A 24,429-nucleotide genomic window follows, 5' to 3' on the forward strand; every position below is an offset into this window, starting at 1 on the left:
AAGTTTTAAAATCAGCCCTAGGAACAAGTGCGATTTATGCTTGTTGCTAGGGTGTATTAGTATGGAGAAATCCATTCGATTGAATACTTAATGATCCCACCAGAAGTAGTCTTGTTCAAGTTGATACACACTTCCATCAGCCGGATCTACTATATAAAATAACTTTTCTCCTGAAACTTCAACTGCATAATAGTAGTAATAATCATTAATAAACAATGAATTGCGAGGTGTAATCGGTATTGATATGTATTTTTTAGGAATAAAGGTGACATTATTGCTATTTATTTCATTTCGAACAATAGCTTTTCCACCTTCGTATGTAGTAGCCGGTAAATTAAAAATAAATAGAACCGGGATGATAATCGATAGCACAGTGAAAACTATCAATTTTCCTTTTATTTTTCCAGACTCTTTTATAAATATAATAAGAGTCAATAGTAGAATGATTCCAATATCCAATAAGAATGTTTTCATTGCTCCGGAGAATAATTTGTTCACTATGTGGATTACTATGAACTCAGTAGTAGGGACTATAGTTAATATTCTTGCTAATTTTTTATTTTCCATTAATGCATTCCCTCTTTTCGCAGGATATCTTCTATTCTCGATAATTCAATAATGATGAAAATGAGTCTACGATGTTTTTATTAGAACATGCTAAAACTTATGGTGAGAAAATTCTAAATGTCTAATAAAATAAAGCTAGCTTATTTTATGTTGAAAAAATGTGTATTGTATATAGAAGAAATTGTAACATAGATGTTGTTTTTGTACAATATGTTTGCTATAGTTTGAGTAGGTTAGAAAATTAATTTAAATTGCAATATTAAATGCAACACCTATAGTAGAAATCATTTTTTGTTTAGGTGGTAAATCCACAATATTATCCTTAAGCCCTTCTTGGTTATTTATTTGAGCGAATGCAGAGGGATGTCAAGGGTTGCCGTCAGGCAAGACGAAGTCTTTACCCTTGACTCCCCTCAAATGAGCTCTATAATTCACATGAAAGAAGGGCTTAAGCTGTTTTTGATGTATCATCATTAACTATTTTAAACAGCTCTTCATTAAAGCATTCTTCAGGCGTTTTATAATCTAATATCTTGCGTGGAAGATTATTTAACCAGTCTTGTATACGTTTTATTGTTGTCGCTGTAAAATCTCTTATTGCTTTCCCTTTAGGTATAAAACGCCGTATAAGACCATTATGACGTTCATTAGTACCTCTTTCCCATGAGGAATAAGGATGTGCATAGTATACTTCTATCCCTAATGGTTGTAATATTTCTGTCAATCTACTAAATTCTGAACCATTGTCTGCTGTAATAGTACGAAATATGTTACAAAACTGTTCTCCATAGAAATTCTTTAGTTCCAAAAGTGCCTTGTTAACAGCATTACTATCTCTTGCTTCTAAAAGAAACAGCAGTTCATAGCGTGTCTTTCGTTCTGTTAATGTTAAAATAACTGTATCGCTAGATTTTCTCCCTATGATTGTATCAATTTCCCAATGTCCAAAAGTCTGCCGTAGTTGCACATCTTCTGGCCTTTGATCGATGCTTTTTCCCAGAATACGTTTATTCTGACGGTCTCTTCTTACTTTTGGTTTTATTCGAAGTTTAAGGTTTAAATCAATATTTCGTACTTTCAGCAGCCCTTGGTCTATATAATTATATAAGGTTTTAGTACATACAATAGTAGAATGCATCCACTTAGAATTCACTATACATGAGCCAACTACGGCATCTGGTGACCATTTTTCATATAGTATTTTTTCTTCTGCAAATTTTATGAAATCTTCAACTCTAGCTAATTTACACTTTGCACCGCAATTCAAACGATTTTTTTCATAAGCTATCTGCCCACTTTCAGCAAAATACTTTCTATATGTCGTTAAATCATGCCTCATTTGAATCGTTGTACCTCTTTTAATCTCACGACTGATCGTACTTGGTGAACGACCTAGCATTTTAGCAATATAGCGTTGTGATTTCCCTTCCTTAATGAAAGCTTCAATTTGTCCACGTTCATAAACATTTAGGTGTTTAAATTTACGTTTAGTTGTGTTATTATTAGTTTTGATAACCATAGTTGAGAACCTCCTGTATGTTTGGATTGGACACCTAAATCATACATGATTTCTCACTATGGTTGTTAATTTTTTTACTACATTTTACCTGTTGCATTTAATTTTACAATTAACCTTACAGCATGCAAGTTTCAAATGCAGCTGCTGAAGCAAGAGCTGATATATTTAAAATGGAAAAAGAACTGAATGAGTTATTAATAACAGAAGATAAAGTACAATTACAAAATAAAATAAAAAATATTGAAAATACTGACAAAAGGATTATGGATTATTTGGATAAAATCAATAGATGTACTACAATAGCTGAATCATTAAGCTTGGGTCACCAGGCTAAAGAGATTTTTAATAAATGGAGTTCAGAAAGAAGAAAAGCAGAAAAACTTATATTGGATGGAGAATTAGAACAGGCATCCAGGATAATATATAATACTACCCCTGAATATGTGGAACAACTGGAATATACACTGACAAAGATTGAACAGAATTCAAAAAATAAGGCTAATGAGCTTTGCACAAAGGCCAGATATATAGTCGAAAATCAAAAAAATAATTTTAAAGCCGTAATTGCAGTTTTATGTCTTATATCCATTCTATTCTTTATTATGATAACCAACAGTATTCTAAAGCCTATTAACACCCTGAAAAAAGCTATGGATGAAAGTACAAGCACCGGTAATTTGACTTTAGTACAGTTATCCGGTAAGAATGAAATAGTGGATATGACTAACAATTACAATGTGTTGGTTAGTAAACTCAAAGATATGTTCTGGGTCAAAGATACTCAAAATAAATTAAGCCAGGAACTTTCAGGATGTAAATCAATAGATGAGCTGACTCGAAAAGCTTTGAACTATGTTGCTGATGTTGTATCTGCTGGAAAAGGGTTATTATATCTATATGACAGTGAAACAAATATGCTGTACATGACCTGTACTTATGCATTTACACAACAAGACAAGCTCTATGAGAAAATAGCTGTTGGAGAAGGGATCATAGGTCAGGTTGCTTTTTTGAAAAAATCAATATTGCTGAACAATATAAGCAAGACTGAATGTTACATATCCACGGGTATAGCCGATGAGACACCGCTAAATACATATACGCTGCCCCTCATTTATGAAGACGAACTTTATGGAGTCATATCTTTAGCATCCTTTGAATATTTTGATAAAACGAAACTGGAGGTTTTGAATGAGTGCAGCAAAATTATAGCAGCTAATTTGTATTCTGCAATTCAAACTCAAAAAATTGTAGACTTGCTGAATATTTCTGAAAAGGCAACTAAAGAAGCTTGCAAATCTGCAGATGAACTTAAGGCAACAAATGCTAAGCTTCAACATCAGCAAGAGTTATTGCGACGGCAGGCAGAGGAACTTCAAAAGACCAATAAACAGCTTGAACGGCAACAGCACCAACTGGAAGAGCAGGCTCGAATTTTAAATACTAAGAACAAACAACTGGAGGAAACCAGTAAAGAGTTGGAAAAAAGGACAATAGAACTTGAAACGACAAACAGATATAAATCGCAATTCCTGGCAAACATGTCTCATGAACTTAAGACTCCATTGAATTCTATAATCCTTCTTTCCAAACTGCTATTAAATAAAGCTAAAGGTAATCTTGTTGACAGTGACAGGGAGAAAATCACAATAATAAATAAAGCGGGGCAAGAGTTGCTAAATATGATAAATGATATTTTGGATCTCTCAAAGATAGAAGAAGGCAAGATGACTATTAATGTACAGGAAATTGAATCCAGTGTTATAATTAATGAGATCAGACAAATGTTTGAAGGGGTGGCAAGGGAAAAACAGTTGGATTTTTTTGCGGAGGATTTGGTAAACAGTAAGCTTCGCGGTGATATTCATAAAATTTCTCAAATTTTGAGGAATCTTGTTTCAAATGCAATTAAATTTACCGAATATGGTTCAGTAGAGCTTAAAATTATCAGAGATGAGAGTAATCCCAAAACGGCAATATTTGTGGTTAAAGATACTGGGATTGGCATTGCACCGGAACAGCAGTCTATAATATTTAATGAATTCCAGCAGGGTGATGTTTCAATATCGGAAAAGTATGGCGGGACAGGTTTAGGATTATCGATTTCCAAAAGACTGGCTGAGCTTTTGAACGGAGAAATAAAAGTTAAAAGTCAAATTGGAATAGGCAGCGAATTTTTACTTAAAATACCTAATCTTATTATAACTACACCATATAATTACGGTTTCCCTGTGTTGCCCTATCTGATGCAGGATGAAACTGCTGTCGGCAGTGAGTTGGGTACTTAGCAAAAAAATATGTAAAATAAAACATATAAAAAAGCTATATCTTTGGAATATTGTGAAATGGTATTTGTTACTATAGATCAAAGGAGTATATACTATGAAATTTATAGAAGATATTACGGAATTTATATTTATAAGCGATGAGCCGCAAAAGTCAGATATTATTTTTATTCCCGGCAGTTCATATCCTGAGATGGCAGAGAAGGCAGCTATGCTCTGGAAGGAAAAATATTCTCCTCTTATACTTCCTTCAGGTAAATATAGTATTAAGCTTGGAAGTTTTTCCGGACCAATGTCGAAAACAGATATTTATACCGGACAATATACTACCGAATGGGAATTTTTAAGAGATGTACTTATAAAAAACGGTGTTGGTAAAAGTTCAATTCTAAAGGAAGATGAAGCCACCAATACATATCAAAATGCTATTTACAGCAAAAAAGTAACTGATCGGCTTAAAATTGAAGTCAAAAAGGCTATTATCTGCTGCCAGTCATTTCATGCACGGCGATGTTTGATGTACTATCAATTGCTTTATCCTCAAACAGAATTTACAGTTTGTCCCGTGGATACCCAGGGAATAAATAGTAGAAATTGGCATTCTACTGATGAAGGTATTGAAAAGGTACTGGGAGAATTGGAGAGATGCGGACATCAATTTGTTGATATATTTAAATCCCTTAGAAAAAAAATAAAAGCTATTTATGGAGATTAGGATATTATTTTGAACGAAGTAAAAGGAAAAAGAAGAGGGGCTTCATGCCCCAAAGCATTTATACTTTTTTCTGATTACTTACACTTATGCTTTTTCCAGATCGCTTATACTGATTTCTCTGGAGTGGTGGGTATGCAGCCAGTCTTTATTGTTTTTCCTTAGAAAACCTTGGATGGTAATAGGCAGCCACGTCAAGCAATAAAAAGGATATACCAAAAATGCAAATATCAGTTTTGGGGAGAATTTCTTTTCTATGAGCAGAATAAAAGGCCCGTAGAAAAACTGCAGCGCTGAGAATATATACCATACCTCTACCGGAAAAACGTACCTCAAGCTATAAAAAGGTGACTCAGGAAATATGGTTTGAATCCACATCATAATTGTTGTTAAACCCACAAAAATAAATCTTATAGGTTGAAACAGGTATATTGCATTATCAAAGGAGGTCAAATCGCCATCTTTAAAAGCTTTTTTAAAAAGCGGTAGCAAAAAACGGCTTGCACAGTCCGCGTGACCTTGCATCCAGCGAATTCTCTGATTCCATGACTGCTTTAATGTAAGAGGTTTTTCATCATATACCACAGCATTATGTGCCCATGCCACTTTTAAGTTGTTTAGGGCGAGTTTCATTGTAAATTCCAAGTCCTCTGTCAGGCACGTTGCGCCCCAGCCGATTTGCTTCAGAGTATCCATATCCACACAAAAACCTGTTCCGCACAAACTGCAGCTTAATCCGAGATTGTATCTCGGAAGCTGGAATATTCTGTTGGAAAGCCAGAATGCAATTGAGTAGGAGCAGGTTATCCATGAATCAAAAGGGTTTTTACTGTCAATATAACCCTGAATTACTTTATGCCCTTCACACAGTTTGGCGTTCATCTCCAAAAGATAATTTGATGATACTAAATTATCGGCATCGAAAACACTTATTGCATCATATTCTTTTTGCATCGCAAATATTTTTGAAAACATCCATTCTAATGCATATCCTTTGCCTCTCAATTCATTATTGACTCTTGTATATACTAATGCACCGTGCTTTTCAGCTATTTGAGCAGTGTTATCAGTGCAATTGTCAGCAATCACATAAATGTCATAAAGATCCTTAGGGTAGTTTTGCTTATAAAGGCTTTCAATTACATGGCCAATAACCTTTTCCTCATTATGGGCAGCAATAACTACAGCAAATTTCTTTTGAGGAGCGTAGCTTTTTGCATCAGTTTCTTTTTGTTTTATCCATCCGAAAATGGAAATACTGAAAAAATAACATCCTACTGTAAAGATTATCACTTGTATCAATTGTGTAGTATTATATACTACATTACTCAATAGTGATAACATTTGATTCCTCCATATGAATATATATTTTATAAGCAGTTCTAAAAAATAAAATAACTTATATACTTTGTAGAAAAGTTGCTTTATTTTTCTTTTCACATACTGTGGTTCTGAAGATTATTTTGCACATAATAAGGAAAAATATTTATGATATAAAATAATAAAATATGTTATAATGGTATAGAAAAAAATGAAATTAATAAAATTGCGTTTAAAACCATTTTGGGGATTGATTGCCTGATATAGGCACATTGTTCATTTTTATATAATCATTTTTTGGTTTCGATATAAAAGTTTCTCTTTTTATTGTAGCGGTTCAAAGGCTGTATAAGCTGTTAATCCAATTTCGGTATATAAAAACATTTTTTATCGGATACTTATACGACGGGGGTAGATTTGATGATGAAGACCTACTTTAACGATGCAATAATCGGGAACTCGCGGATGCTGGTATGTTTAAACAAAAAAGGTGAAGTGGAAAGGTTGTTCTGGCCCCATATTGATTATCCCCAGCACATTGAGCGTTTTGTAGCCGGTATTTTTGATACGCGGTATAAAAACAGCACATCGTGGTTTGGAGAGGACAATTGGCAAAGGGAACAATATTATATTGATGATACCAATATATTGAAGACATGTTTGAGGGATAGTAGCAGAGGAATATATGTTGAACAATTGGATTATGTTTTGCCGGATGGAGATGTTTATATTAGGCAATATGAGTTTGAGAATATAGGTTCTGAAGAATTGGAGTTGGGGTTTGTTCAATATTCGTCGATGATTACAACTACTCCTGATTTAAGCAGTACTCTGTTTGATTTTGATACCGACTCGTTGATTCATTATAGACATAACTATTACATCTCTATTTCCTCAGATATTCAAGTGTTTCAATTTCAACTGGGGAATAATGCTATGGGCTCGGCAAGGTATACTGAGCTGATTGGTTTTGACAGTATTGGAATGATGCCGGACGGAGCGGTATCATGGAAGATAGGAACGCTAAAACCCGGTGAAAAAAAGAATTTTAATCTTTTCCTATGTGCTTCCCATACCCTTAAAGGAGTTAAAAAATTAAATACAAAGTGCAAAGTATTAAATATATCAGAGCAGTATGAGAAAACAAAGAAGTATTGGTTTGATTTCTTAAGCAAAGCCAAGCAGATAGATACCGGTGATGCTGACATTAACGGTTTGTATAAAAGGTCTCTTTTGGTTTTTAAACTTATGTCCGATGAACAGACCGGCGGACTTCTGGCTTCAGCTGAGATGGATGAGGGGTTTAGCAAGTGCGGAAGATATGCTTATTGCTGGGGAAGGGATGCGGCATTTATTACCAGTGCTTTAGATGCAGCAGGGCTTACCGAAGCTGTGGATAAGTTTTACAATTGGGCAGTAAATACACAGGATGACAACGGCTCATGGAATCAAAGATATTATATGGACGGTAATCTTGCCCCTTCATGGGGATTGCAGATAGATGAAACCGGCACGCTTATATGGGGTGTTTTGAAGCATTATGAGGTTACAAAGGACTTAAAATTCCTTGAAAATATGTGGAACACTGTGGAGAAAGGCATTGACTTTCTTATAAACTTTATAGACAATGATACTGGACTTCCAAAGCCTAGTTATGACTTGTGGGAAGAGAGATTTGGTGAGCATACCTATTCATGTGCAGCTGTATATGGCGGAATCATGGCGGGGGTTAAAATTGCTGAGATTTTAAACATACGCCGTGAGTATGTTGAGAATTGGTATAAAGTTGCTCAAGATATTAAAAAGGCAATGGAGGCTAATTTATGGAAGGATGAAGCCGGCAGGTTCATCCGAAGTGTGAGGACCAAGCTTAATCCCTGGGGAAGTGAACATTCACATTATACTACTGTAATTGAAGTAAATCCAAAAGGGTACCGAAGGGATGTTACTTTGGAAGATTGGACTGTTGATGTGAGTTTGCTTGGCGTGGCAATTCCTTTTGGAGTATTTGATGTCAACGATAAAAGAGTGGCAGATACTGTTGAGGCTATTGAAAGAGTCCTTACTGTCCACCCCGTCGGTGGCATAAAAAGGTATGAAAATGATAACTATGTGGGTGGGAATCCATGGGTACTGACAACCCTATGGGTTGCACTTTATCATATTGAAGTGGGCAACTTGGAAAAAGCAAAAAGTTATTTTGAATGGGCGATAAAATCCCGTACCTACTTGGGATTGCTGCCGGAACAGGTTAGTAAAGATACCGGGGAGCCTTGTTGGGTGATTCCTTTAACATGGTCCCATGCAATGTTTGTTTTGGTTTTGAATAAACTTATTGAAGCAGGTGCTTTTTAAAAGATAAATAAATTTAAGAAACAGGAGATATAAATGCCGAAAAATAAGTCTATTTTTGTATGTCAGGAATGTGGATACGAGAGTAATGGATGGTTGGGAAAATGCCCTTCATGTAATAGTTGGAATACCTTTACTGAAGAAATACAGGATTCCTCAATGGACTTGAAAAAGAAAAACGTATTCTTTGATGTAAAACCTGTTAATATTAATGATATTGAAGTTGAGAACGAAGAGCGTTATTCGACAGGAATTAGTGAGATGGACCGGGTATTGGGGGGAGGTATTGTCAAGGGATCCCTTGTGCTGGTAGGGGGTGACCCTGGCATTGGTAAATCTACGCTCATACTGCAAATTTGTAATTCCATTAAGACTAATTCCAAAGTTGTGTATATATCTGGAGAAGAATCTATAAAGCAAATCAAAATTCGAGCCGATAGATTAGGTGTAAGGAATCCTAACCTGTTGATGGTTTCTGAAACAAATTTTAAAGCTATTCAAGTGGTATGTGAAAGAGAAAAACCTGCTCTTATTGTTGTCGATTCTATACAAACGATGTTTAATGAAGAGCTTTCCTCTGCACCTGGCAGTGTGAGCCAGGTAAGAGAAATTACTGCTGGCCTTATGAGAATTGCCAAAACGAACAACATAGCCATTTTTATTATAGGACACGTAACTAAGGAAGGAGCTTTGGCCGGCCCACGGGTTTTGGAACATATGGTTGATACCGTTTTATATTTTGAAGGAGAGCGGCACTTAAGTTATAGGATTTTAAGGGCTGTAAAGAACAGGTTCGGATCAACCAATGAAATAGGTATATTTGAGATGAAAGATATTGGATTGATTGAAGTGGAAAATCCTTCAATGCTGATGATATCTGATAGAAAAGAAAACGTTCCCGGGTCGGTTATTGTGTCAAGCCTTGAGGGAACGAGACCTATGCTCATAGAAATCCAGGCTCTTGTGTGTCCAACCAATTTTGGAATGCCGCGCAGAATGGCAACAGGAATTGATTATAACAGAATAACTTTGCTTATGGCTGTGCTGGAAAAACGGGTAGGTATGCAGCTGCATAACTATGATGCCTATGTAAATGTCGTTGGAGGTCTAAAACTTGACGAACCTGCTTGTGATTTGGGTGTTGTAGGGGCAATTGCTTCCAGTTTTAGGAATAAGCCTGTAGACATGAGTACTGTGCTTATAGGTGAAGTAGGATTGACCGGTGAGGTCAGAGCAATAAACCAAATAGATAAGAGAGTTATTGAAGCTGCAAGAATGGGGTTTAAAAACTGTGTTGTTCCAGCGGGAAATATGAAAGCAATTAAGCAGATAAAAGAACTGAAAGAAATAAATATAATACCTGTGGAAAATGTTGTTGAAGCTCTGAGTATTCTTTTGTAAGTTTTATATGCCAATGTCATCAATGACAAAGTATTGTTATGGAGGTCTATAAATATGGGCAGGGAAAAAAATGATGATTTGGAATTTCTAGAGGTATTGCGAATGGTTGCACCCGGAACACCCCTTAGGGAAGGATTGGAGAGCATCCTGAAAGCAAGAACGAGGGCACTGATAGTTATTGGTGACTCACAAGAGGTTTTAAATCTGGTGGACGGTGGGTTCTTTATAAATAAAGAGTATTCTCAGGCTTATCTTTATGAATTGGCAAAGATGGATGGAGCCATAGTATTATCTAAAGATCTCAAAAGGATACTTTATGCCAATGCAATGTTGACACAGGATACTTCAATTTATACCGATGAAACGGGTACAAGGCATAAAACAGCAAGCAGGGTGTCGAAGCAAACAGGGGAAGTTGTTATCTGCATTTCACAGAGAAGAAATATTATTACTTTGTATAAGGGGTCAAGGAAATATGTCCTTAAAGATACATCGGCTATTTTGACAAAGGCCAATCAAGCTTTAAATACATTGGAAAAGTATAGAAATGTCATGGACAATGCGATAAAGAACTTGAGTGTACTGGAATTTGAGGATATAGTTACTTTAGATGATGTGGCTTATGTAATCCAGAGAATAGAGATGGTTATGAGGGTTGCAGCAGAGATGGAACGATATATCTGTGAATTAGGAAAAGAAGCTAGACTGCTGACTATGCAGTTAAACGAACTTCTTGCCAATGTGGAGAGTGACGAACTTCTTATTATTGAAGACTATATGAAGGAAAATTTAAACAGTACAGCCGAACAAATAAGGGAAGAACTTAGAAAGCTTTCTTTTGGTGAACTTATGGATATATCCAATATATGCAGAATTATTGGTTTTGATACCGATGTAAATACCTTTGATACTGCGATATTTCCGAGGGGATACAGACTGCTTAGTAAAATACCAAGAGTGCCTTTGCATGTTATAAGAAATTTAGTAGAAAAATTTCTTAATTTCCAGGGCATTATAAATGCTTCAATAGGCGAACTGGATGAAGTTGAAGGAATTGGCGAGGCAAGAGCAAGAATAATAAAAGAAGGATTAAGGAGAGTACAGGAACAACTTTTCTTAGATTCACGCAGAATTTAATATATGTATTTTTGAAGATAATACATATAAGTGCAATTGAATAAACAGCAAAAGTTACTGAACTTTTTGAGTTTCAGTAACCCTTGGCTTTAATTTTATTTAGGCGATAATACAAAAGAAAAGATTATCGATATTTTTTTATTTTAACGCAAGTTATATTTATCGAGTACTTTAATTCTCTCAAGTTCTTTTAGAATTATATCGTACAGATTAAGATCCAGAGTATTACATATTGAAGCCAGGTAGAAAAGATTCCTTCCTATATCTTTTTCGATAATGTCTCTACAGTTTTCGCAAAGCTTTCCCTCTACATGTGTCTTCATATTATTCCGGATTTCGTCAAAATCGGAATTAACATCAATTGGCTGCTTTTTTGCATTAATTTTAATACAACCGCATTGTGTGACAGCCTTAATAATTGCACGATTTATGCGCCCGTTTGAATCCTGAAATTTGGTGATTTGATCCAGAATGCTTTTATTTCTTACGAGAAGGTCAGCTACAGTAAACTGGAATTGATCTACCATAATGTCATTCAATATGGTTCACTCCTTAGAGGTTTGATAAAAATAACAAACAAGTTTATTACTATATTCTATTATAATTGTACAAACGGAACTTTGTCAATTATAAATAAAATGGGTAAACATGGCAAAAAATAGTGTGTATCAAATTTTATAGCAAACGTCATAGGGAGTTAGTTAAAATGGAAAATTGATATTGACATAAATATAGTCCCATGCTAGAATAAAAGATTTTGACTTTGCATTTTTCTTGTAGTATACTTAATATATGGGAATTTGCTGGGATATTTTGTTGACTTAATATTATTTTAATTAACTAGTATTATGACGAATATTAAAGCATTATCGTCATTTTAATTTAAAGTGCTTTTTATTTATACTTCTTCGAAATAAAACGGGTAAAATCAATGAATTTGGATATCCTAAGTATTTCGAAATCCTGCAGTTATTTTTTTTGTAAACTCTGTGTACAGCATAGTATAAAATAAGAGTTCGAATTGCTTTTTCTTTAAATATGTTGGAATAGAGGGTGCAAGTATGAAAATTGACGGGTTTTATTATGGGGGGATAGAATATGTACAGTGTGGGAGATAGGATTGTTTATCCCATGCATGGTGCCGGAATAATAGAGTCTATTGAAGAAAAAGAAATACTTGGGAAAAAGCAGAGTTATTATGTTGTTAGGATCCCAATAGGGGATATGAAAGTTATGATCCCCACAAAGAATGTTAAAGGAATAGGTATCCGGGATGTAATTAGTGAGCAGGATGCCGATAAGGTTTTTTCTATTCTTAAGAGTGAAAGCTGCAATTTAAATAAAAACTGGAACAAACGCTATAGGGAAAATCTCGTAAAAATTAAAAGCGGTAATATATATGAAGTGGCTGATGTTGTAAAGTCTTTAATGCTTCGGGATAAGGAGAAGGGATTGTCTACCGGTGAAAGAAAAATGCTCAGCAGTGCCAAGCAGATTCTTGTAAGTGAATTGGTATTGGCAAAAAACATGAGTGCTAATGAAGTTGAAGAAATAATAAACAATTTCTTAAAAGCTTAAGATTCGGTTGACTTGGGAAAATGTACATAATAAAAATTTGTTACGTTGATTTGTTTATGAATAGAAGAGTTGGATTGTTTTAATAAATTAGATTAGTCAATTGCAATTAATATTAGAGTTATAGAGCAATGATGATATCTATGGTATAAGCCATGGATATTTTTATTATTTTGATGCCGGGAATTTTTTCATATTCTATTCTGAATATGATAATATATTTATATATTTTTAATGGAGTGTGGTATATGGCAAGGACAGATAAATGCTATGTCAGCCTGGTTGTTGTTGCTGCAGGCAGGGGAACCAGGATGAATATGGGCATTAATAAGCAATATATTAATGTGGGAGGAACTCCTATATTGGCAAGAACTTTAAATGTATTCGATGCTTTAAATTGTATTGATGAGATTGTTTTGGTGGTACATTGCGACGATATCATGTATTGCAGGGAAAAAATCATCGGTAAGAATAATTATAGGAAAATCAAGAGTGTTGTAACAGGGGGAGAAACCAGGCAGGATTCTGTTTTTAACGGGCTAAAGGAAGTATCGCAGAATTCGGATATTGTCTTGATACATGACGGTGCCAGACCTTTTGTTGACGAGGACAGTATTGTCCGCTGCATTGAAGCTGCAAAGCAATACGGAGTAGCTACAGTGGCTGTTCCGGTTAAGGATACGATTAAATCGGCCGATAATGAGGGTTTTGTTAATTCAACTTTGGACCGAAGTGTACTATGGTCTATTCAGACTCCTCAGGCGTTTAGATATAATATAATCATGGATTCCCACAAGCAAGCAAGAAGAGATGGATTTATAGGAACCGATGATACTGTTTTGGCGGAGAGGTTGGGAAATAAAACCAAATTGGTTATGGGGACGTACAGAAATATTAAAATAACTACTAAAGAGGATTTGATTTTTGCCGAGTCTATTGCAAATTCATTTGATAACTGCTAAGAATAAAAGGTATGGGCATTGAAGGGATGTGCATCAAAAATGATTAAAGTTGAAAATTTAACTAAGCAATTTGGAACTTTTACTGCTGTCAATAAAGTAAGTTTTGAGGTGGAAAAGGGAGAAATATTCGGATTGCTGGGGGAAAACGGTGCAGGTAAGACCACAACCTTGAGGATGCTTGCAACCATGTTGAAGCCTACAAGCGGAACCGCATCAATGGCAGGGTTTGATATTATTTCCCAACCGGAGAAGGTCCGAACCAAAATAGGTATTCTTTTTGGAGGAGAGACAGGTCTATACGATAGATTGACCTGTGAAGAGAATATAGCCTACTTTGGAATGCTCAACGATATGAGCAGGGATAGGATCAATGACAGAATAAAGGCTTTAGCAAAAGCTTTTGGTATGGAAGAATATATCAGAAAAAGGGCTGGGAAGTTGTCTAAAGGAATGAAGCAGAAGGTTGCCTTTGCAAGAGCAATTATTCATGACCCGGATATAATGCTTTTTGACGAGCCTACTTCCGGTCTTGATGTAAGCGCAATTAAAGATGTTCATGACTTTATCAGAATATGTAAAAATGAAGGAAAGACCATTGTGTTTTCAAGCCATACAATGAGTGAAGTAGAGAAGCTTTGCGACAAGATTGCCATTATAAATAAAGGGGAACTTATTGAAAAAGGGAAAGTTAAAGAGATAAAGCAGAAATACGGTTGTGACAGTCTTGAAGACATATTTATTCAATTGGTAGGTGACAAAAATGAATCTTAGACATATTTGGATTGTATTTTCAAAAGAGGTAAAGGATATAGCCAGAGACAAGAAAACAATAATTACCAGCATTATAGTGCCGATGGTTATAATTCCGCTGCTGAGCATATTGGCAGGCGGAAGTGTACAAAATATGCAAAGGGATATAGAGCAGAATATTACAATTGCTTTAACAAAGGAGTCTAATACGCCCGAGATAAGAGAATTGATAACAGAAGACATAATAGCGGATTTTCCGAACATAAAACTTGTAGACGTAGAAGATCCGATTGGGGCAATTAACAATTCGGAAGTGCGTGCCGTTCTTGATATTGATAGGGATTACAAAGAGAAGTTGGAACAGGGAAAAACTTTTGTTATTGAAATTATATACGATGAATCCCATACAAAATCGTTAGGAAGCGTAAGCATAATATCTAATGCAATAAATGAGTTTAAAAAAAGGGTTGTTGCTAATAGGCTTGAAAAAATGGGATTAGATGATGAAATTATAAAGCCTGTGAAAATTGAGGAGACAAATATTGCCAATGATGCAAGAGCTGGTCTAAGCATGCTATCTATGATTCTGCCGGTTTTGCTTATAATCCTCATTTCTGCAGGAGGTATTGCACCTGCTACCGATTTGGTGGCTGGTGAAAAGGAGAGAAATACTTTTGAACCTTTGCTTACAACTAAAGCTGGGAGATCTTCCATATTGATAGGTAAATACTTAACTGTTGCCCTTTTTTCGTTTGTTTCCGCCATTGCTTCGATTTTGGGAATGGTTTTGGGATATTTTATTGATCCGAAAGCCATGACTTTAGGAACTGGTGCACAGTTTTCAGGATTTAGCATTTCCGGTACTGCCATTTTATTGATTTTAATAATTTCGGTTTTAATGGGAATGACCTTTGCCGGAATTCAAATTGCATTAAGCACCTATGCTAAATCTTTTAGGGAAGCTCAAACTTATTTATCCTTCCTTATAATAATTGCAATGATTCCTGGATATGCAACTATCCTTATGCAGCCCAATGAAATACCTTTATATATGTATGTGGTTCCGATACTCAATACAATATCGGCATTTAAGACAGTGCTTGGAGTGAATGTTAACTATACCTGTCTTGCAATAGCACTTACTTCATCAGTGGCATATGTTATTATTTCATTAAGAATTGCAATTTCACTGTTTAATAAGGAGAGGGTGCTGTTTAGAAGTTAACGGAAACTATATTCACAATCATATAAATCTTATAAAAGGAGGAATTTTATAAGAAAACGTAGAATTATACAAAAATAATTGTTTTCACCTCTTTTGCTGTTGCCTGCATATATGGAGGGGTCGATATATGTTTTTTAGCCCTAAAAAACTATTGCTTCATTCCAGAAAAAACAAAATCCTTAACGCATGGAAGCTTATTGCAGCCTTTGCTGCTATTGTTATAATATGTGTGTCAATAATTGTTTGGGCGTCTTCTTATATGATGGCAAATTCCATACTGGAGCATTCACGAGAAAGCGCAAAAGAACTTATAAAACAGACTTCTAAAAATATTCAGACAGTCCTGGAACAACTGGATGATTTTGCAATGACTGTCTCCCGCGACAATAAACTAGCTACTTATGTACTGGAATATGACAATATTGAAGATGAGGAAGAAAAGAAACAAAAGCTTGAGCTAATTGACGAAATATTGAACAAATATTGCAAGACAAGAGAAGAGATTGATCACATATCCATTATTACAAAAAACAATACCCATATCTTAAACGGACTAAAGCAAAATTTATTAAGCGATCTTAACATTTTCAATTTTGATGTTCAAGCCTTCAGAGAGGGAAATAAAAAATCTTTATGGCTTAGTACCCATGTATCTGACCAAAATTCCAAATTATCAGCATCTGAAAAAGGTAAGGTTTTTTCAATTGTAAAAGGGATTTACTCTATTAGTACTCTAAAAAGTCAGGAAACCATAATAATTAACATTAAGGAATCCTATCTGCATGATTTGATTGCAGATATAAAATTTTTAGATGAGAGTAATGTTTTTATTATTAGCGGTGATGGCAAATATGTAATGAATACTCAGGACAATAATTTAAACGGACAACCGGTAAAATACAGTTTTACCAATGAAATATTGGATAAAAAGAATGGCGAGGATATTAGAGAAATTGACGGGAAGAAATATCTCATTACATACAACACCATAGAGGACATTAATGGGACTGAATTGAAATGGACAGTTGTGGATATTACGCCTGTATCTTCAATAATAAAAGGTATAAAAACGGAGATGCGAAATATTTTTTTTATAGGTATCTTATGTATAGTTTTCGGATTGATAATATCGACCTTGATAACCAGGGTATATGATTCAAATTTAGATAAAAGATATGCAGAAAAGCATTCTATCATCATGGAGAGGGAGCGACTTGCCACTTTGGGACAAATGGTTGGAGGAATTGCCCATAATTTAAAGACGCCGATTATGTCTATAGCCGGTGGGCTTGAGGCCATTAGTGAACTCATTGACGAGTATGATAACTCGATAGGAGATGAAGAAGTTACCCGTGAGGATCACCATGAGATTGCAGCCGATATTTTGAATTGGGTGGAAAAAATAAAACCTTATTGTGTGTACATGTCGGATGTAATTTCAGCAGTTAAAGGACAAACGGCCAATTTAGGAGATTCAACGACATTGAATTTTACTGTTGGAGAGCTTGTAAAGAGAGTAAAAATATTAATGAGTCATGAATTGAAAAAGAACAAATGTCGGTTGAACACAATTGTCAACGTTGATGAAAATACAACCATCAAAGGTGAAATCAACAATCTTGTTCAAATAATGAACAATCTTATATCAAACTCAATTGAAGCCTATAATGGTGAGAGTGGTGAAATTGATTTAATATTGCAAAAGAACAACAATAACCTTGAAATAGTTGTAAGGGACTATGGATGCGGTATACCCGAGAAAGTCAAGGAAAAACTTTTGAAGTCTATGATAACGACAAAAGGAAAAAATGGTACAGGATTAGGACTGTACATATCCTATTCAACAATAAAAGGAAAATTTGGAGGTACAATTCATATTGATAGTGAAGAAGGAAGAGGTACAACAATAACTGTAGTCATTCCGATAATTTAGAAGTAAAAATATGATTTCGGATAAATTCTGCTCAAAAGTGGCCATTCATAATCAAAGTAGTGTTCCAACTGTTCCTTTATGTGCACCCTTAAACGTCGGAGAGTGAGAAAATGCTAAAAATACATGAAAAAAAATCTCTTGATTACCTTGGAGATATCAACGAAAAAAAAGCAAGAGCTGTGTGGAAAGTGAGTTTAGGAGTATTGCTTATTGTTATGATATCTATATCTATTTTGGGGTTTATTTCATTCAGAATGATTTCGGCATCTATACAGAAAAATTCGATGACCAGTTCAATTCAGCTTGTGAAGCAGACAGCCCAAAATATTGAAACGATATTGTCTGATATTGACAGACTTGCTGTTGCTATAACTTTGGACGGAAAATTGAATGAGCTTGTCAATAATTTTAATTTATCGGATAATGAACATGAAAAGGCCGAGTATTCTCGTCATATAAGGGAGATTATGAATATTTATGCGGTAAACAGAGAGGATATAGCCGACATGGCTGTTGTAACCGATACGATGGAGTATATTTCCTCAGGGGAGTTAATAATTGATTACCAGGGAGATGTGTCATCATTCAATGCAGTAAAGTTGTTCAGAGAAAGTGGAAAAGATTCACTGTGGGTTGATACCTATATTGCCGATGCCGGTTCGACTTATAAAAGTACCGGTTCTTTTGGCCAAGTTATTACTTTCGTAAAGAAAATAAATGCACCGGAAAGCAATGAAAGTTGCGGAATGCTGATTATTAATTATAAGGAGTCTTATTTGTATCAATTAATTTCAGATATTAAGGTACCTGAAGGAAGTGAAATTTACATTCTAGGAAAGAATGGAAATTATGTGATGAATATATATGACAGGACTTTAAATGGCGATTACTCTCAATATGATTTATACCTTCGAGATGGTACTACACTTAATAGCGGAAGTATTAACAGAACAATTGATGATGAAGATTATATTTTTACCTTTGAAACCATACAGCAAATTAATGAAACGCCGCTTGAATGGAGAGTTTTTTTGAAAACGGAGGCAGCTTCTGTTACCAAGGGAATAATTGACGTAGGAATGAAGATCTTTTTCCTTGGGCTTGCCGGTGTAACTTTTGGATTTATATTTTCAGTGTTTCTTATAAGAAGATATAATCTTTTGATGGATAAGAAGTATAACGAAAGACATTCCATTTTGATGGAACAGGAACGTTTGGCATCGCTGGGGCAACTGATAGGGGGAATTGCCCATAATTTTAAAACTCCTATCATGTCAATAGCAGATGGATTGGAAGCAATCAAAGAGCTGGCTTTGGAGTATGACAGATCAATAGAAAATGAAAACGTAAAGGAAAGTGACCATCACAGAATAGCTGCAGAAATGAGGGAATGGGTAAAGAAAATAAGGCCTTATTGTGCATATATGTCCGATATTATTTCAGCTGTCAAAGGACAAGCTGTCAATTGCAATGAGTCATCGGTGGGAAGTTTTGCAATTAAGGACTTAATTAACAGGGTACAGATTCTTATGAACCATGAACTCAAAAAGAATCAGTGCAATACGAATATATTCAATAGAGTGGATGAAATGACTGAAATAAGAGGAGAAATAAACAATCTTGTTCAAGTGATGAATAACCTTATTTCCAATGCTATTGAAGCATATAGGGGAAAACCCGGAAATATAGATGTTATATTCGAGAAAACGTCAAAGGAACTTGAAATCACAGTCAGAGATTACGGATGCGGAATACCTGAAAGGGTAAAAAATAAACTTTTAAAAGAGATGATTACAACGAAAAGCGACAAAGGAACAGGTATAGGACTTTATATATCCTATTCTACAATAAAGGGGAAATTTGCCGGTTCTATGCATATTGAAAGTGAGGAAGGCAAAGGAACATTGGTAAAGATAATTATACCTTTGACCAAAAAATAAGCAATGTCTACTCTACTGTGATACAGCTAAAAACCTGTATCCCCTTTCCCTGCCCGAAAGATGTAAGACCTTCACCGGTGGTGGCTGTAATGCCTATGGAATTTTCCGGAATACACAGAAGTTCGGAAAGACTTTTTCTAATCTCGGGAATTTTAGGAGTAATTTTAGGTATTAAGCACTCTATGGAAATAGAAAGGTGAAGGATGCGTCTACCGTTTAAATGTTTAAGAGCTTCCTTTAAATATACTTTACTGTCTTTTATTCCTTTATTGAGGCATAAATCGTCACTTACCGGACCTAAAATATTTACACACGTTACTCCGGAAATGGCATTGGTTATGGAATGAAGGATTACATCGGCATCACTGTTTCCTTCAAGGGGAGGGGCATCATCAAATATAACTCCTCCGAGAATCAATTTCTTTTCTGTGTTTTCAAAATCAAATCTATGACTATCCTGTCCAATTCCCACTATCATAATCAAATCAAGCCCTTTTAAAAGTACTGTTTTATATAACTTCCAGGTCTTTAATCCTGCTGATTTTGCCTATTTTCTATAAGTTCAAAGACTTAAAATATTACAAGAATTATACATTATCCCCGGAAAAAAGGCAAGGTACTTTTTGGACAAGAGTATGAGTTGGTTTGTAAAAAGTTTTTGAATAAAAACACTTGTATGTAAATAATTCGCTTAAATATGTCAATACTATTTTTGTGAATTGAAATTATAAAATATATAAAATGCGAGAAGGAAAATTAAGTTGATTTGGAGGGATTGATATGAACAGGAAATTGACGTTGATGATTGTTTTGGCAGTTGTATTTACGTTGATATTGGGGTTTACTGCATTTGAAACCGGAAGTATTTCAGCTGCCCCAACCTTTGAAAAGGTAAACTTTACTTCAGCGGTTGTCACAGCTACACATCTGAATGTTAGGCAGGGTCCTTCAACAAATTTCCCGATTATATGTGTACTTAAGAAAAATCAATGGGTAAATGTTTTGGGAAAAATAGGCGATTGGTATGCTATTTACGAACCTGAGACAAGATGTGTAGGAGCTGTTTCGGGACAGTATATAAAACCTGCTTCAACTAATACGACACAAACAACTACACAGGCAAAAGCAACAACTCCACCGAAAAATACAACAGGAACCTCGAAAACTTCTGCACCCAAAGTTGCTGCTACACCCAAAACTTCACCATCTGTTATTACCACACCGGTTACAGGAATAAGTAAAGATGAGCAAACATTACTTGACCTTGTTAACAAAGCAAGAGCTGATGCAGGAGTAGGACCGCTTCAATTCGATGAGGAACTGATGAAAGTAGCAAGGCTAAAAGCAAAGGATATGGTTGACAATAATTATTTTTCACATCAGTCACCGACCTATGGTTCACCTTTTGATATGATGAGACAGTTTGGCATAAGTTTTAAAACTGCTGGAGAAAATATAGCAGGAAACAGAACTGTTGAAGGTGCTTTTAAAGCGTGGATGAACTCTGAAGGACATAAAAAGAACATACTTAACGCAGGATTTAACTATACCGGAATTGGTATTGTGGATAGTCCGAAGTATGGAAAAATATTAGTGCAGCAGTTTATTGGAAAATAATGAAGCCCATTTGCAAGAGTTTTAAAACTTCAAATTCAGTTTACAGAAAGGTAATGACTTAGGACTTAGAAGCAGTTAGCTTTTCTGTGTTTGCCTCCTTAATTTACCAAAATATTAATAAAGTCCCCAGATAGTGTAAAAGCTTGAATCTGGGGACTTTATGCTATTCTTGAAAGATATTAAAATTTACACAATATTCTTTTTATCAAATTTTTTGTAAAAAATTGAGACTTTTTATCAGGTTAAAATTCTCTTTTTTAATCGTATAATTACTCGGAATAGCATTTCTGAAATTTAATACTATTTTCTTGACTATTTTCTTGGTTAGCCGGAATGAGCTGAAGTACGTGGTGAAAAAACAGATATTTGAAGTAGTATACCTGAATAGATACATATATCGTATGTCATCTTATAGTAGGCAAAGAAACGATGAATATAATAGGGAAGTTTCTAGAATTGTAGTTTAAATAGAGTGATACTTGTTTGAGTATGTAGAAATATACATAAAAAATAATAAAAATTGACAAAAACGTGAAATTATAATAATATATACATAAAATTAGCTATATTAAAAATTGATGGAAGGATGTGTGATATGAGTAACAACCAAAGTAAAGTAAGTACGAAAAGTATTTTTGCCATTGCTATTCCTCTTATACTGCAACAATTTTTTTATCAATTGCAAGTTTTAGTTGACAGAGCGATGTTGGGCCATGTTAATTCAGATTATTTTTCTGCAATTGGAAATGCTTTATTTCCATTTTACACAATTTGGTCTGCTGTGATTGCTGTTTGTGGTGGTACAACAATTTTGGTAGCTCAGTGTCTCGGCGCTAAGGATAATTTACAGGCAAAACAATATGCAGAATGTTCTTTTGCAGGTAATTCAGCCATTTCAATAATATTTTTCTTTGTATTTTTTCTTGGTCCAGGTGTTATATTTAGAATTATGGGTGTTCAATCGCCTATTTTAGAATACAGTATATCTTACGTGAAGATATTGTCATTTTCGCTAATACTTTTAGGTGCTGAGACAACTGCAACTTCAATAGTGCAGGGTATAGGAACAACAAAAATTATAATGTACGGAGGTATTTTGAGGAATATTCTTAATATTTTCTTTGATTGGGTCTTCATTTTCGGTAAATTAGGGATGCCGAGAATGGAAATTGACGGTGCTGCTTTTGCTACAACATTATCAAATGTTATAGTTGCTCCAATATTAATAATGTATGTATTCAAATCGAAAAAAATCCCTTTTAAATTAAGTCTAAGAAATGTTATAAAAACTAATTGGAGGTTATATAAAAAAGTTATAAAAATTGGTATACCATCGGGAATTGAATCTTCTCTTTGGAATATTGGAAACTTAATTGTAATAAAATATTTAAATATTCTGAGTATGACAGCTGTGGGAATTTATACTTTGATTTTTTCAATAGAAATGTTACCTTTTCTTTTATATATGGGATTAGCTAGAGCTTCTATGACTTTAGTCGGACATAAAACAGGAGAAGACAATCATAAGGAGGCAGTTAGGACTGGTTTCAGATGTATGAGATATTCTTTATTTATCTGTGCACTTATTTCACTTACATTTATTATATTTCCAGACAAAATACTTAGTATATTTACAAATGATAGAAGCTTAATAGAAAAATCTGTGCCATTTTTAATTTTTATATCTTTTACTATGTTTCCTAGAGCTATAAATAATGTAATTGGTTTAGGAATACAGGGAATAGGAGATACTAAATGGATGCTATATGGCCAGATAATGGGAACTATTACTATGGTATCCTTATCCTATTTACTTATTTTTAATGCTGGTTTAGGATTACTGGGACTATATATTACTTTCTTTATTGATGAATTTATTAGAGCTATTATCAATATTTTAAGATTTTGGAAAGGACGGGAGTTTTTCTTTTTAAAACCCTTTGAGAAAGTTATTACTAGCAGTTCTAATGTAGATGAAAATGTGTAATTTGCTTTAAAATTAAAGCTTCTTTCCCATATTACTTGATGTATATAAATTTATTAAAACCATAAAATGGATGTGCAAAAATGAGAAGGCATGTGATGTTACTAACATATAAGGCATTGGGATTAAAGCATACCTGTTGATGGAATAATTTAATAAATTTAACTTGATATAGAAAATCATACAATATTTTATATTACAAAGGGGGGTAAATTATGAGAAATGTGATTGAACAAGAATTCTTTTCTGCTGCAAGTGAATTAGAGGAATATAGAGGTTTAGAGCAAAAAGTACAGAGTGTTGATATTAAAGAAGAATCTGTAGATAGGCTTGTATACAAAGGAATATTAAATATTATTAATTCAGGTGTGAATATTAAGTCTAGAGCAGGGGAGGCATTGCAGGCATATAACACAAACTATATTCTTCTGAACCCTAGAAGGCGCCTTCATACTTTACGCGAAAAAGTGGCAATTCGGTATCTGTGTAGGGAATTGTTGTCATATTTTAAAGGAAGTTTAAAGGTATGGGATGGTCTGGCTCAAGCATCATCGTTTTGGGAAAAACTAGCCGATGAAAAAGGGGAAATAAATTCAAATTATGGCTATTATGTTTTCCATCAACCAATTATGAATTCACAATGTAAAAATCAATTTGAGTGGGTAATTAATGTTCTTATTAAAAATAAAGACAGCAGAAGAGGAATAATAAATATCAATCAGGTTCAACATAAAAAAGATACTAAGGATTTTCCATGTACAGTATCCCTTTTGTTTTTTATACGTGATGATTTTTTGTGTTGTGAAGTAAGTTCAAGAAGTACTGATGTTATTACCGGACTTCCGTATGATATTGGTTTTTTTTCCTTACTAACCGAATTGGTATTCGTAGAATTGAAGAGGAAAAGATATCAACAGTTAAAACTTGGTTATACCATGATGAAAACAAGTTTTACTCAGGTATATTTAAGAACTTTATCGAAAGCTCAAGAAATTATTGATACGATGCGTCTTAATCCTAATTATGAAAAATTAGATATGATGCCAAGCATTACAGATTCTGAGAAGTTTCTTTCAGATATTTATAATCTGGAAATGAAAACACCTTTAATGAAATGGATTTATGAAAAAGCTGAATTAGTGTGAGGAGA

19 protein-coding genes are annotated in these 24,429 nt (G+C 34.4%); 14 read left to right on the top strand and 5 right to left on the bottom strand.

The window, feature by feature from the left end:
- Positions 1 to 87 precede the first annotated feature (87 nt).
- Both CLOCL_RS02710 and CLOCL_RS02715 read right to left on the bottom strand, forming a co-directional pair.
- Entirely contained in the window at positions 88 to 567 is a 480-nt protein-coding gene (locus CLOCL_RS02710) for a hypothetical protein (RefSeq protein ID WP_014253900.1), read from the bottom strand.
- A gap of 448 nt (positions 568 to 1,015) precedes the next feature.
- On the bottom strand, positions 1,016 to 2,086 hold the full coding sequence (locus tag CLOCL_RS02715; protein ID WP_014253901.1) for an IS30 family transposase: 1,071 nt from the start codon (positions 2,084 to 2,086) through the stop codon (positions 1,016 to 1,018).
- Positions 2,087 to 2,256: 170 nt separating this feature from the next.
- Between CLOCL_RS02715 and CLOCL_RS02720 the strand changes: the two genes are divergently transcribed.
- Entirely contained in the window at positions 2,257 to 4,374 is a 2,118-nt protein-coding gene (locus CLOCL_RS02720) for a GAF domain-containing sensor histidine kinase (protein WP_169313372.1), read from the top strand.
- A gap of 94 nt (positions 4,375 to 4,468) precedes the next feature.
- Positions 4,469 to 5,086 carry a YdcF family protein gene (locus tag CLOCL_RS02725; RefSeq protein WP_014253903.1) on the top strand — a complete coding sequence of 206 codons (618 nt, stop codon included), beginning with the start codon at positions 4,469 to 4,471 and terminating at the stop codon, positions 5,084 to 5,086.
- Positions 5,087 to 5,170: 84 nt separating this feature from the next.
- Here the strand turns inward: CLOCL_RS02725 and CLOCL_RS02730 are convergent, their stop codons facing one another.
- Complete coding sequence (locus tag CLOCL_RS02730) at positions 5,171 to 6,427, bottom strand: glycosyltransferase family 2 protein (protein WP_014253904.1); 1,257 nt, start codon at positions 6,425 to 6,427, stop codon at positions 5,171 to 5,173.
- A gap of 396 nt (positions 6,428 to 6,823) precedes the next feature.
- Here CLOCL_RS02730 and CLOCL_RS02735 point away from each other — a divergent pair, with 396 nt between their 5' ends.
- Genes CLOCL_RS02735 through disA form a run of 3 tightly spaced genes read left to right on the top strand, consistent with a single transcriptional unit; the run spans position 6,824 to position 11,293 of the window.
- Positions 6,824 to 8,758, top strand: a complete 1,935-nt coding sequence (locus CLOCL_RS02735; protein WP_014253905.1) for a glycoside hydrolase family 15 protein — start codon at positions 6,824 to 6,826, stop codon at positions 8,756 to 8,758.
- A 33-nt stretch (positions 8,759 to 8,791) separates the two neighbouring features.
- Positions 8,792 to 10,156: a DNA repair protein RadA gene (gene radA / locus CLOCL_RS02740; protein ID WP_014253906.1), complete on the top strand. Its 1,365-nt coding sequence runs from the start codon at positions 8,792 to 8,794 to the stop codon at positions 10,154 to 10,156.
- A 54-nt stretch (positions 10,157 to 10,210) separates the two neighbouring features.
- Positions 10,211 to 11,293: a DNA integrity scanning diadenylate cyclase DisA gene (gene disA / locus CLOCL_RS02745; RefSeq protein WP_014253907.1), complete on the top strand. Its 1,083-nt coding sequence runs from the start codon at positions 10,211 to 10,213 to the stop codon at positions 11,291 to 11,293.
- A 143-nt stretch (positions 11,294 to 11,436) separates the two neighbouring features.
- On the opposite strand, the gene CLOCL_RS02750 is transcribed toward disA, so the two are convergent.
- The gene (locus CLOCL_RS02750; RefSeq protein ID WP_014253908.1) at positions 11,437 to 11,832 is read right to left on the bottom strand and encodes a nucleoside triphosphate pyrophosphohydrolase family protein; all 396 of its coding nucleotides are present in this window, start codon (positions 11,830 to 11,832) and stop codon (positions 11,437 to 11,439) included.
- A 559-nt stretch (positions 11,833 to 12,391) separates the two neighbouring features.
- On the opposite strand from CLOCL_RS02750, the gene CLOCL_RS02755 reads away from it, so the two are divergent.
- The 6 genes from CLOCL_RS02755 (at position 12,392) to CLOCL_RS02780 (ending at position 19,678) form a co-directional block, all read left to right on the top strand.
- Positions 12,392 to 12,871, top strand: a complete 480-nt coding sequence (locus CLOCL_RS02755; protein WP_014253909.1) for a CarD family transcriptional regulator — start codon at positions 12,392 to 12,394, stop codon at positions 12,869 to 12,871.
- Positions 12,872 to 13,116: 245 nt separating this feature from the next.
- Positions 13,117 to 13,830 carry a 2-C-methyl-D-erythritol 4-phosphate cytidylyltransferase gene (gene ispD / locus CLOCL_RS02760; RefSeq protein WP_014253910.1) on the top strand — a complete coding sequence of 238 codons (714 nt, stop codon included), beginning with the start codon at positions 13,117 to 13,119 and terminating at the stop codon, positions 13,828 to 13,830.
- A 39-nt stretch (positions 13,831 to 13,869) separates the two neighbouring features.
- Positions 13,870 to 14,601, top strand: a complete 732-nt coding sequence (locus CLOCL_RS02765) for an ABC transporter ATP-binding protein (RefSeq protein WP_014253911.1) — start codon at positions 13,870 to 13,872, stop codon at positions 14,599 to 14,601.
- The gene (locus tag CLOCL_RS02770) at positions 14,591 to 15,805 is read left to right on the top strand and encodes an ABC transporter permease (protein WP_014253912.1); all 1,215 of its coding nucleotides are present in this window, start codon (positions 14,591 to 14,593) and stop codon (positions 15,803 to 15,805) included. Before CLOCL_RS02765 ends, CLOCL_RS02770 begins: the two co-directional genes overlap by 11 nt.
- Positions 15,806 to 15,932: 127 nt before the next feature.
- Entirely contained in the window at positions 15,933 to 17,738 is a 1,806-nt protein-coding gene (locus CLOCL_RS02775; RefSeq protein ID WP_014253913.1) for a sensor histidine kinase, read from the top strand.
- A gap of 110 nt (positions 17,739 to 17,848) precedes the next feature.
- Positions 17,849 to 19,678: a sensor histidine kinase gene (locus CLOCL_RS02780; RefSeq protein ID WP_014253914.1), complete on the top strand. Its 1,830-nt coding sequence runs from the start codon at positions 17,849 to 17,851 to the stop codon at positions 19,676 to 19,678.
- A gap of 7 nt (positions 19,679 to 19,685) precedes the next feature.
- Here CLOCL_RS02780 and ispF read toward each other — a convergent pair whose 3' ends face one another.
- On the bottom strand, positions 19,686 to 20,156 hold the full coding sequence (gene ispF, locus CLOCL_RS02785; RefSeq protein WP_014253915.1) for a 2-C-methyl-D-erythritol 2,4-cyclodiphosphate synthase: 471 nt from the start codon (positions 20,154 to 20,156) through the stop codon (positions 19,686 to 19,688).
- Between the two features lie 302 nt (positions 20,157 to 20,458).
- On the opposite strand from ispF, the gene CLOCL_RS02790 reads away from it, so the two are divergent.
- The 3 genes from CLOCL_RS02790 to CLOCL_RS02800 all read left to right on the top strand — a co-directional run bounded on the left by CLOCL_RS02790 (position 20,459) and on the right by CLOCL_RS02800 (position 24,424).
- Positions 20,459 to 21,295: a CAP domain-containing protein gene (locus CLOCL_RS02790; RefSeq protein ID WP_014253916.1), complete on the top strand. Its 837-nt coding sequence runs from the start codon at positions 20,459 to 20,461 to the stop codon at positions 21,293 to 21,295.
- Positions 21,296 to 21,890: 595 nt separating this feature from the next.
- Positions 21,891 to 23,282 carry an MATE family efflux transporter gene (locus tag CLOCL_RS02795; protein WP_041714879.1) on the top strand — a complete coding sequence of 464 codons (1,392 nt, stop codon included), beginning with the start codon at positions 21,891 to 21,893 and terminating at the stop codon, positions 23,280 to 23,282.
- A 212-nt stretch (positions 23,283 to 23,494) separates the two neighbouring features.
- Complete coding sequence (locus CLOCL_RS02800) at positions 23,495 to 24,424, top strand: thymidylate synthase (RefSeq protein WP_014253918.1); 930 nt, start codon at positions 23,495 to 23,497, stop codon at positions 24,422 to 24,424.
- The last annotated feature ends 5 nt before the right edge of the window (positions 24,425 to 24,429 follow it).

It is taken from the genome of Acetivibrio clariflavus DSM 19732 (assembly GCF_000237085.1).
GTDB lineage: Bacteria > Bacillota > Clostridia > Acetivibrionales > Acetivibrionaceae > Acetivibrio > Acetivibrio clariflavus.

What these genes read in the sequence shown, in the direction of transcription:
- CLOCL_RS02710 (WP_014253900.1), bottom strand. Translation starts at nt 567, where the DNA reads ATGGAAAATAAAAAATTAGCAAGAATATTAACTATAGTCCCTACTACT.
- CLOCL_RS02715 (WP_014253901.1), bottom strand. Translation starts at nt 2,086, where the DNA reads ATGGTTATCAAAACTAATAATAACACAACTAAACGTAAATTTAAACAC.
- CLOCL_RS02720 (WP_169313372.1), top strand. Translation starts at nt 2,257, where the DNA reads ATGGAAAAAGAACTGAATGAGTTATTAATAACAGAAGATAAAGTACAA.
- CLOCL_RS02725 (WP_014253903.1), top strand. Translation starts at nt 4,469, where the DNA reads ATGAAATTTATAGAAGATATTACGGAATTTATATTTATAAGCGATGAG.
- CLOCL_RS02730 (WP_014253904.1), bottom strand. Translation starts at nt 6,427, where the DNA reads ATGTTATCACTATTGAGTAATGTAGTATATAATACTACACAATTGATA.
- CLOCL_RS02735 (WP_014253905.1), top strand. Translation starts at nt 6,824, where the DNA reads ATGATGAAGACCTACTTTAACGATGCAATAATCGGGAACTCGCGGATG.
- radA (WP_014253906.1), top strand. Translation starts at nt 8,792, where the DNA reads ATGCCGAAAAATAAGTCTATTTTTGTATGTCAGGAATGTGGATACGAG.
- disA (WP_014253907.1), top strand. Translation starts at nt 10,211, where the DNA reads ATGGGCAGGGAAAAAAATGATGATTTGGAATTTCTAGAGGTATTGCGA.
- CLOCL_RS02755 (WP_014253909.1), top strand. Translation starts at nt 12,392, where the DNA reads ATGTACAGTGTGGGAGATAGGATTGTTTATCCCATGCATGGTGCCGGA.
- ispD (WP_014253910.1), top strand. Translation starts at nt 13,117, where the DNA reads ATGGCAAGGACAGATAAATGCTATGTCAGCCTGGTTGTTGTTGCTGCA.
- CLOCL_RS02765 (WP_014253911.1), top strand. Translation starts at nt 13,870, where the DNA reads ATGATTAAAGTTGAAAATTTAACTAAGCAATTTGGAACTTTTACTGCT.
- CLOCL_RS02770 (WP_014253912.1), top strand. Translation starts at nt 14,591, where the DNA reads ATGAATCTTAGACATATTTGGATTGTATTTTCAAAAGAGGTAAAGGAT.
- CLOCL_RS02775 (WP_014253913.1), top strand. Translation starts at nt 15,933, where the DNA reads ATGTTTTTTAGCCCTAAAAAACTATTGCTTCATTCCAGAAAAAACAAA.
- CLOCL_RS02780 (WP_014253914.1), top strand. Translation starts at nt 17,849, where the DNA reads ATGCTAAAAATACATGAAAAAAAATCTCTTGATTACCTTGGAGATATC.
- ispF (WP_014253915.1), bottom strand. Translation starts at nt 20,156, where the DNA reads ATGATAGTGGGAATTGGACAGGATAGTCATAGATTTGATTTTGAAAAC.
- CLOCL_RS02790 (WP_014253916.1), top strand. Translation starts at nt 20,459, where the DNA reads ATGAACAGGAAATTGACGTTGATGATTGTTTTGGCAGTTGTATTTACG.
- CLOCL_RS02795 (WP_041714879.1), top strand. Translation starts at nt 21,891, where the DNA reads ATGAGTAACAACCAAAGTAAAGTAAGTACGAAAAGTATTTTTGCCATT.
- CLOCL_RS02800 (WP_014253918.1), top strand. Translation starts at nt 23,495, where the DNA reads ATGAGAAATGTGATTGAACAAGAATTCTTTTCTGCTGCAAGTGAATTA.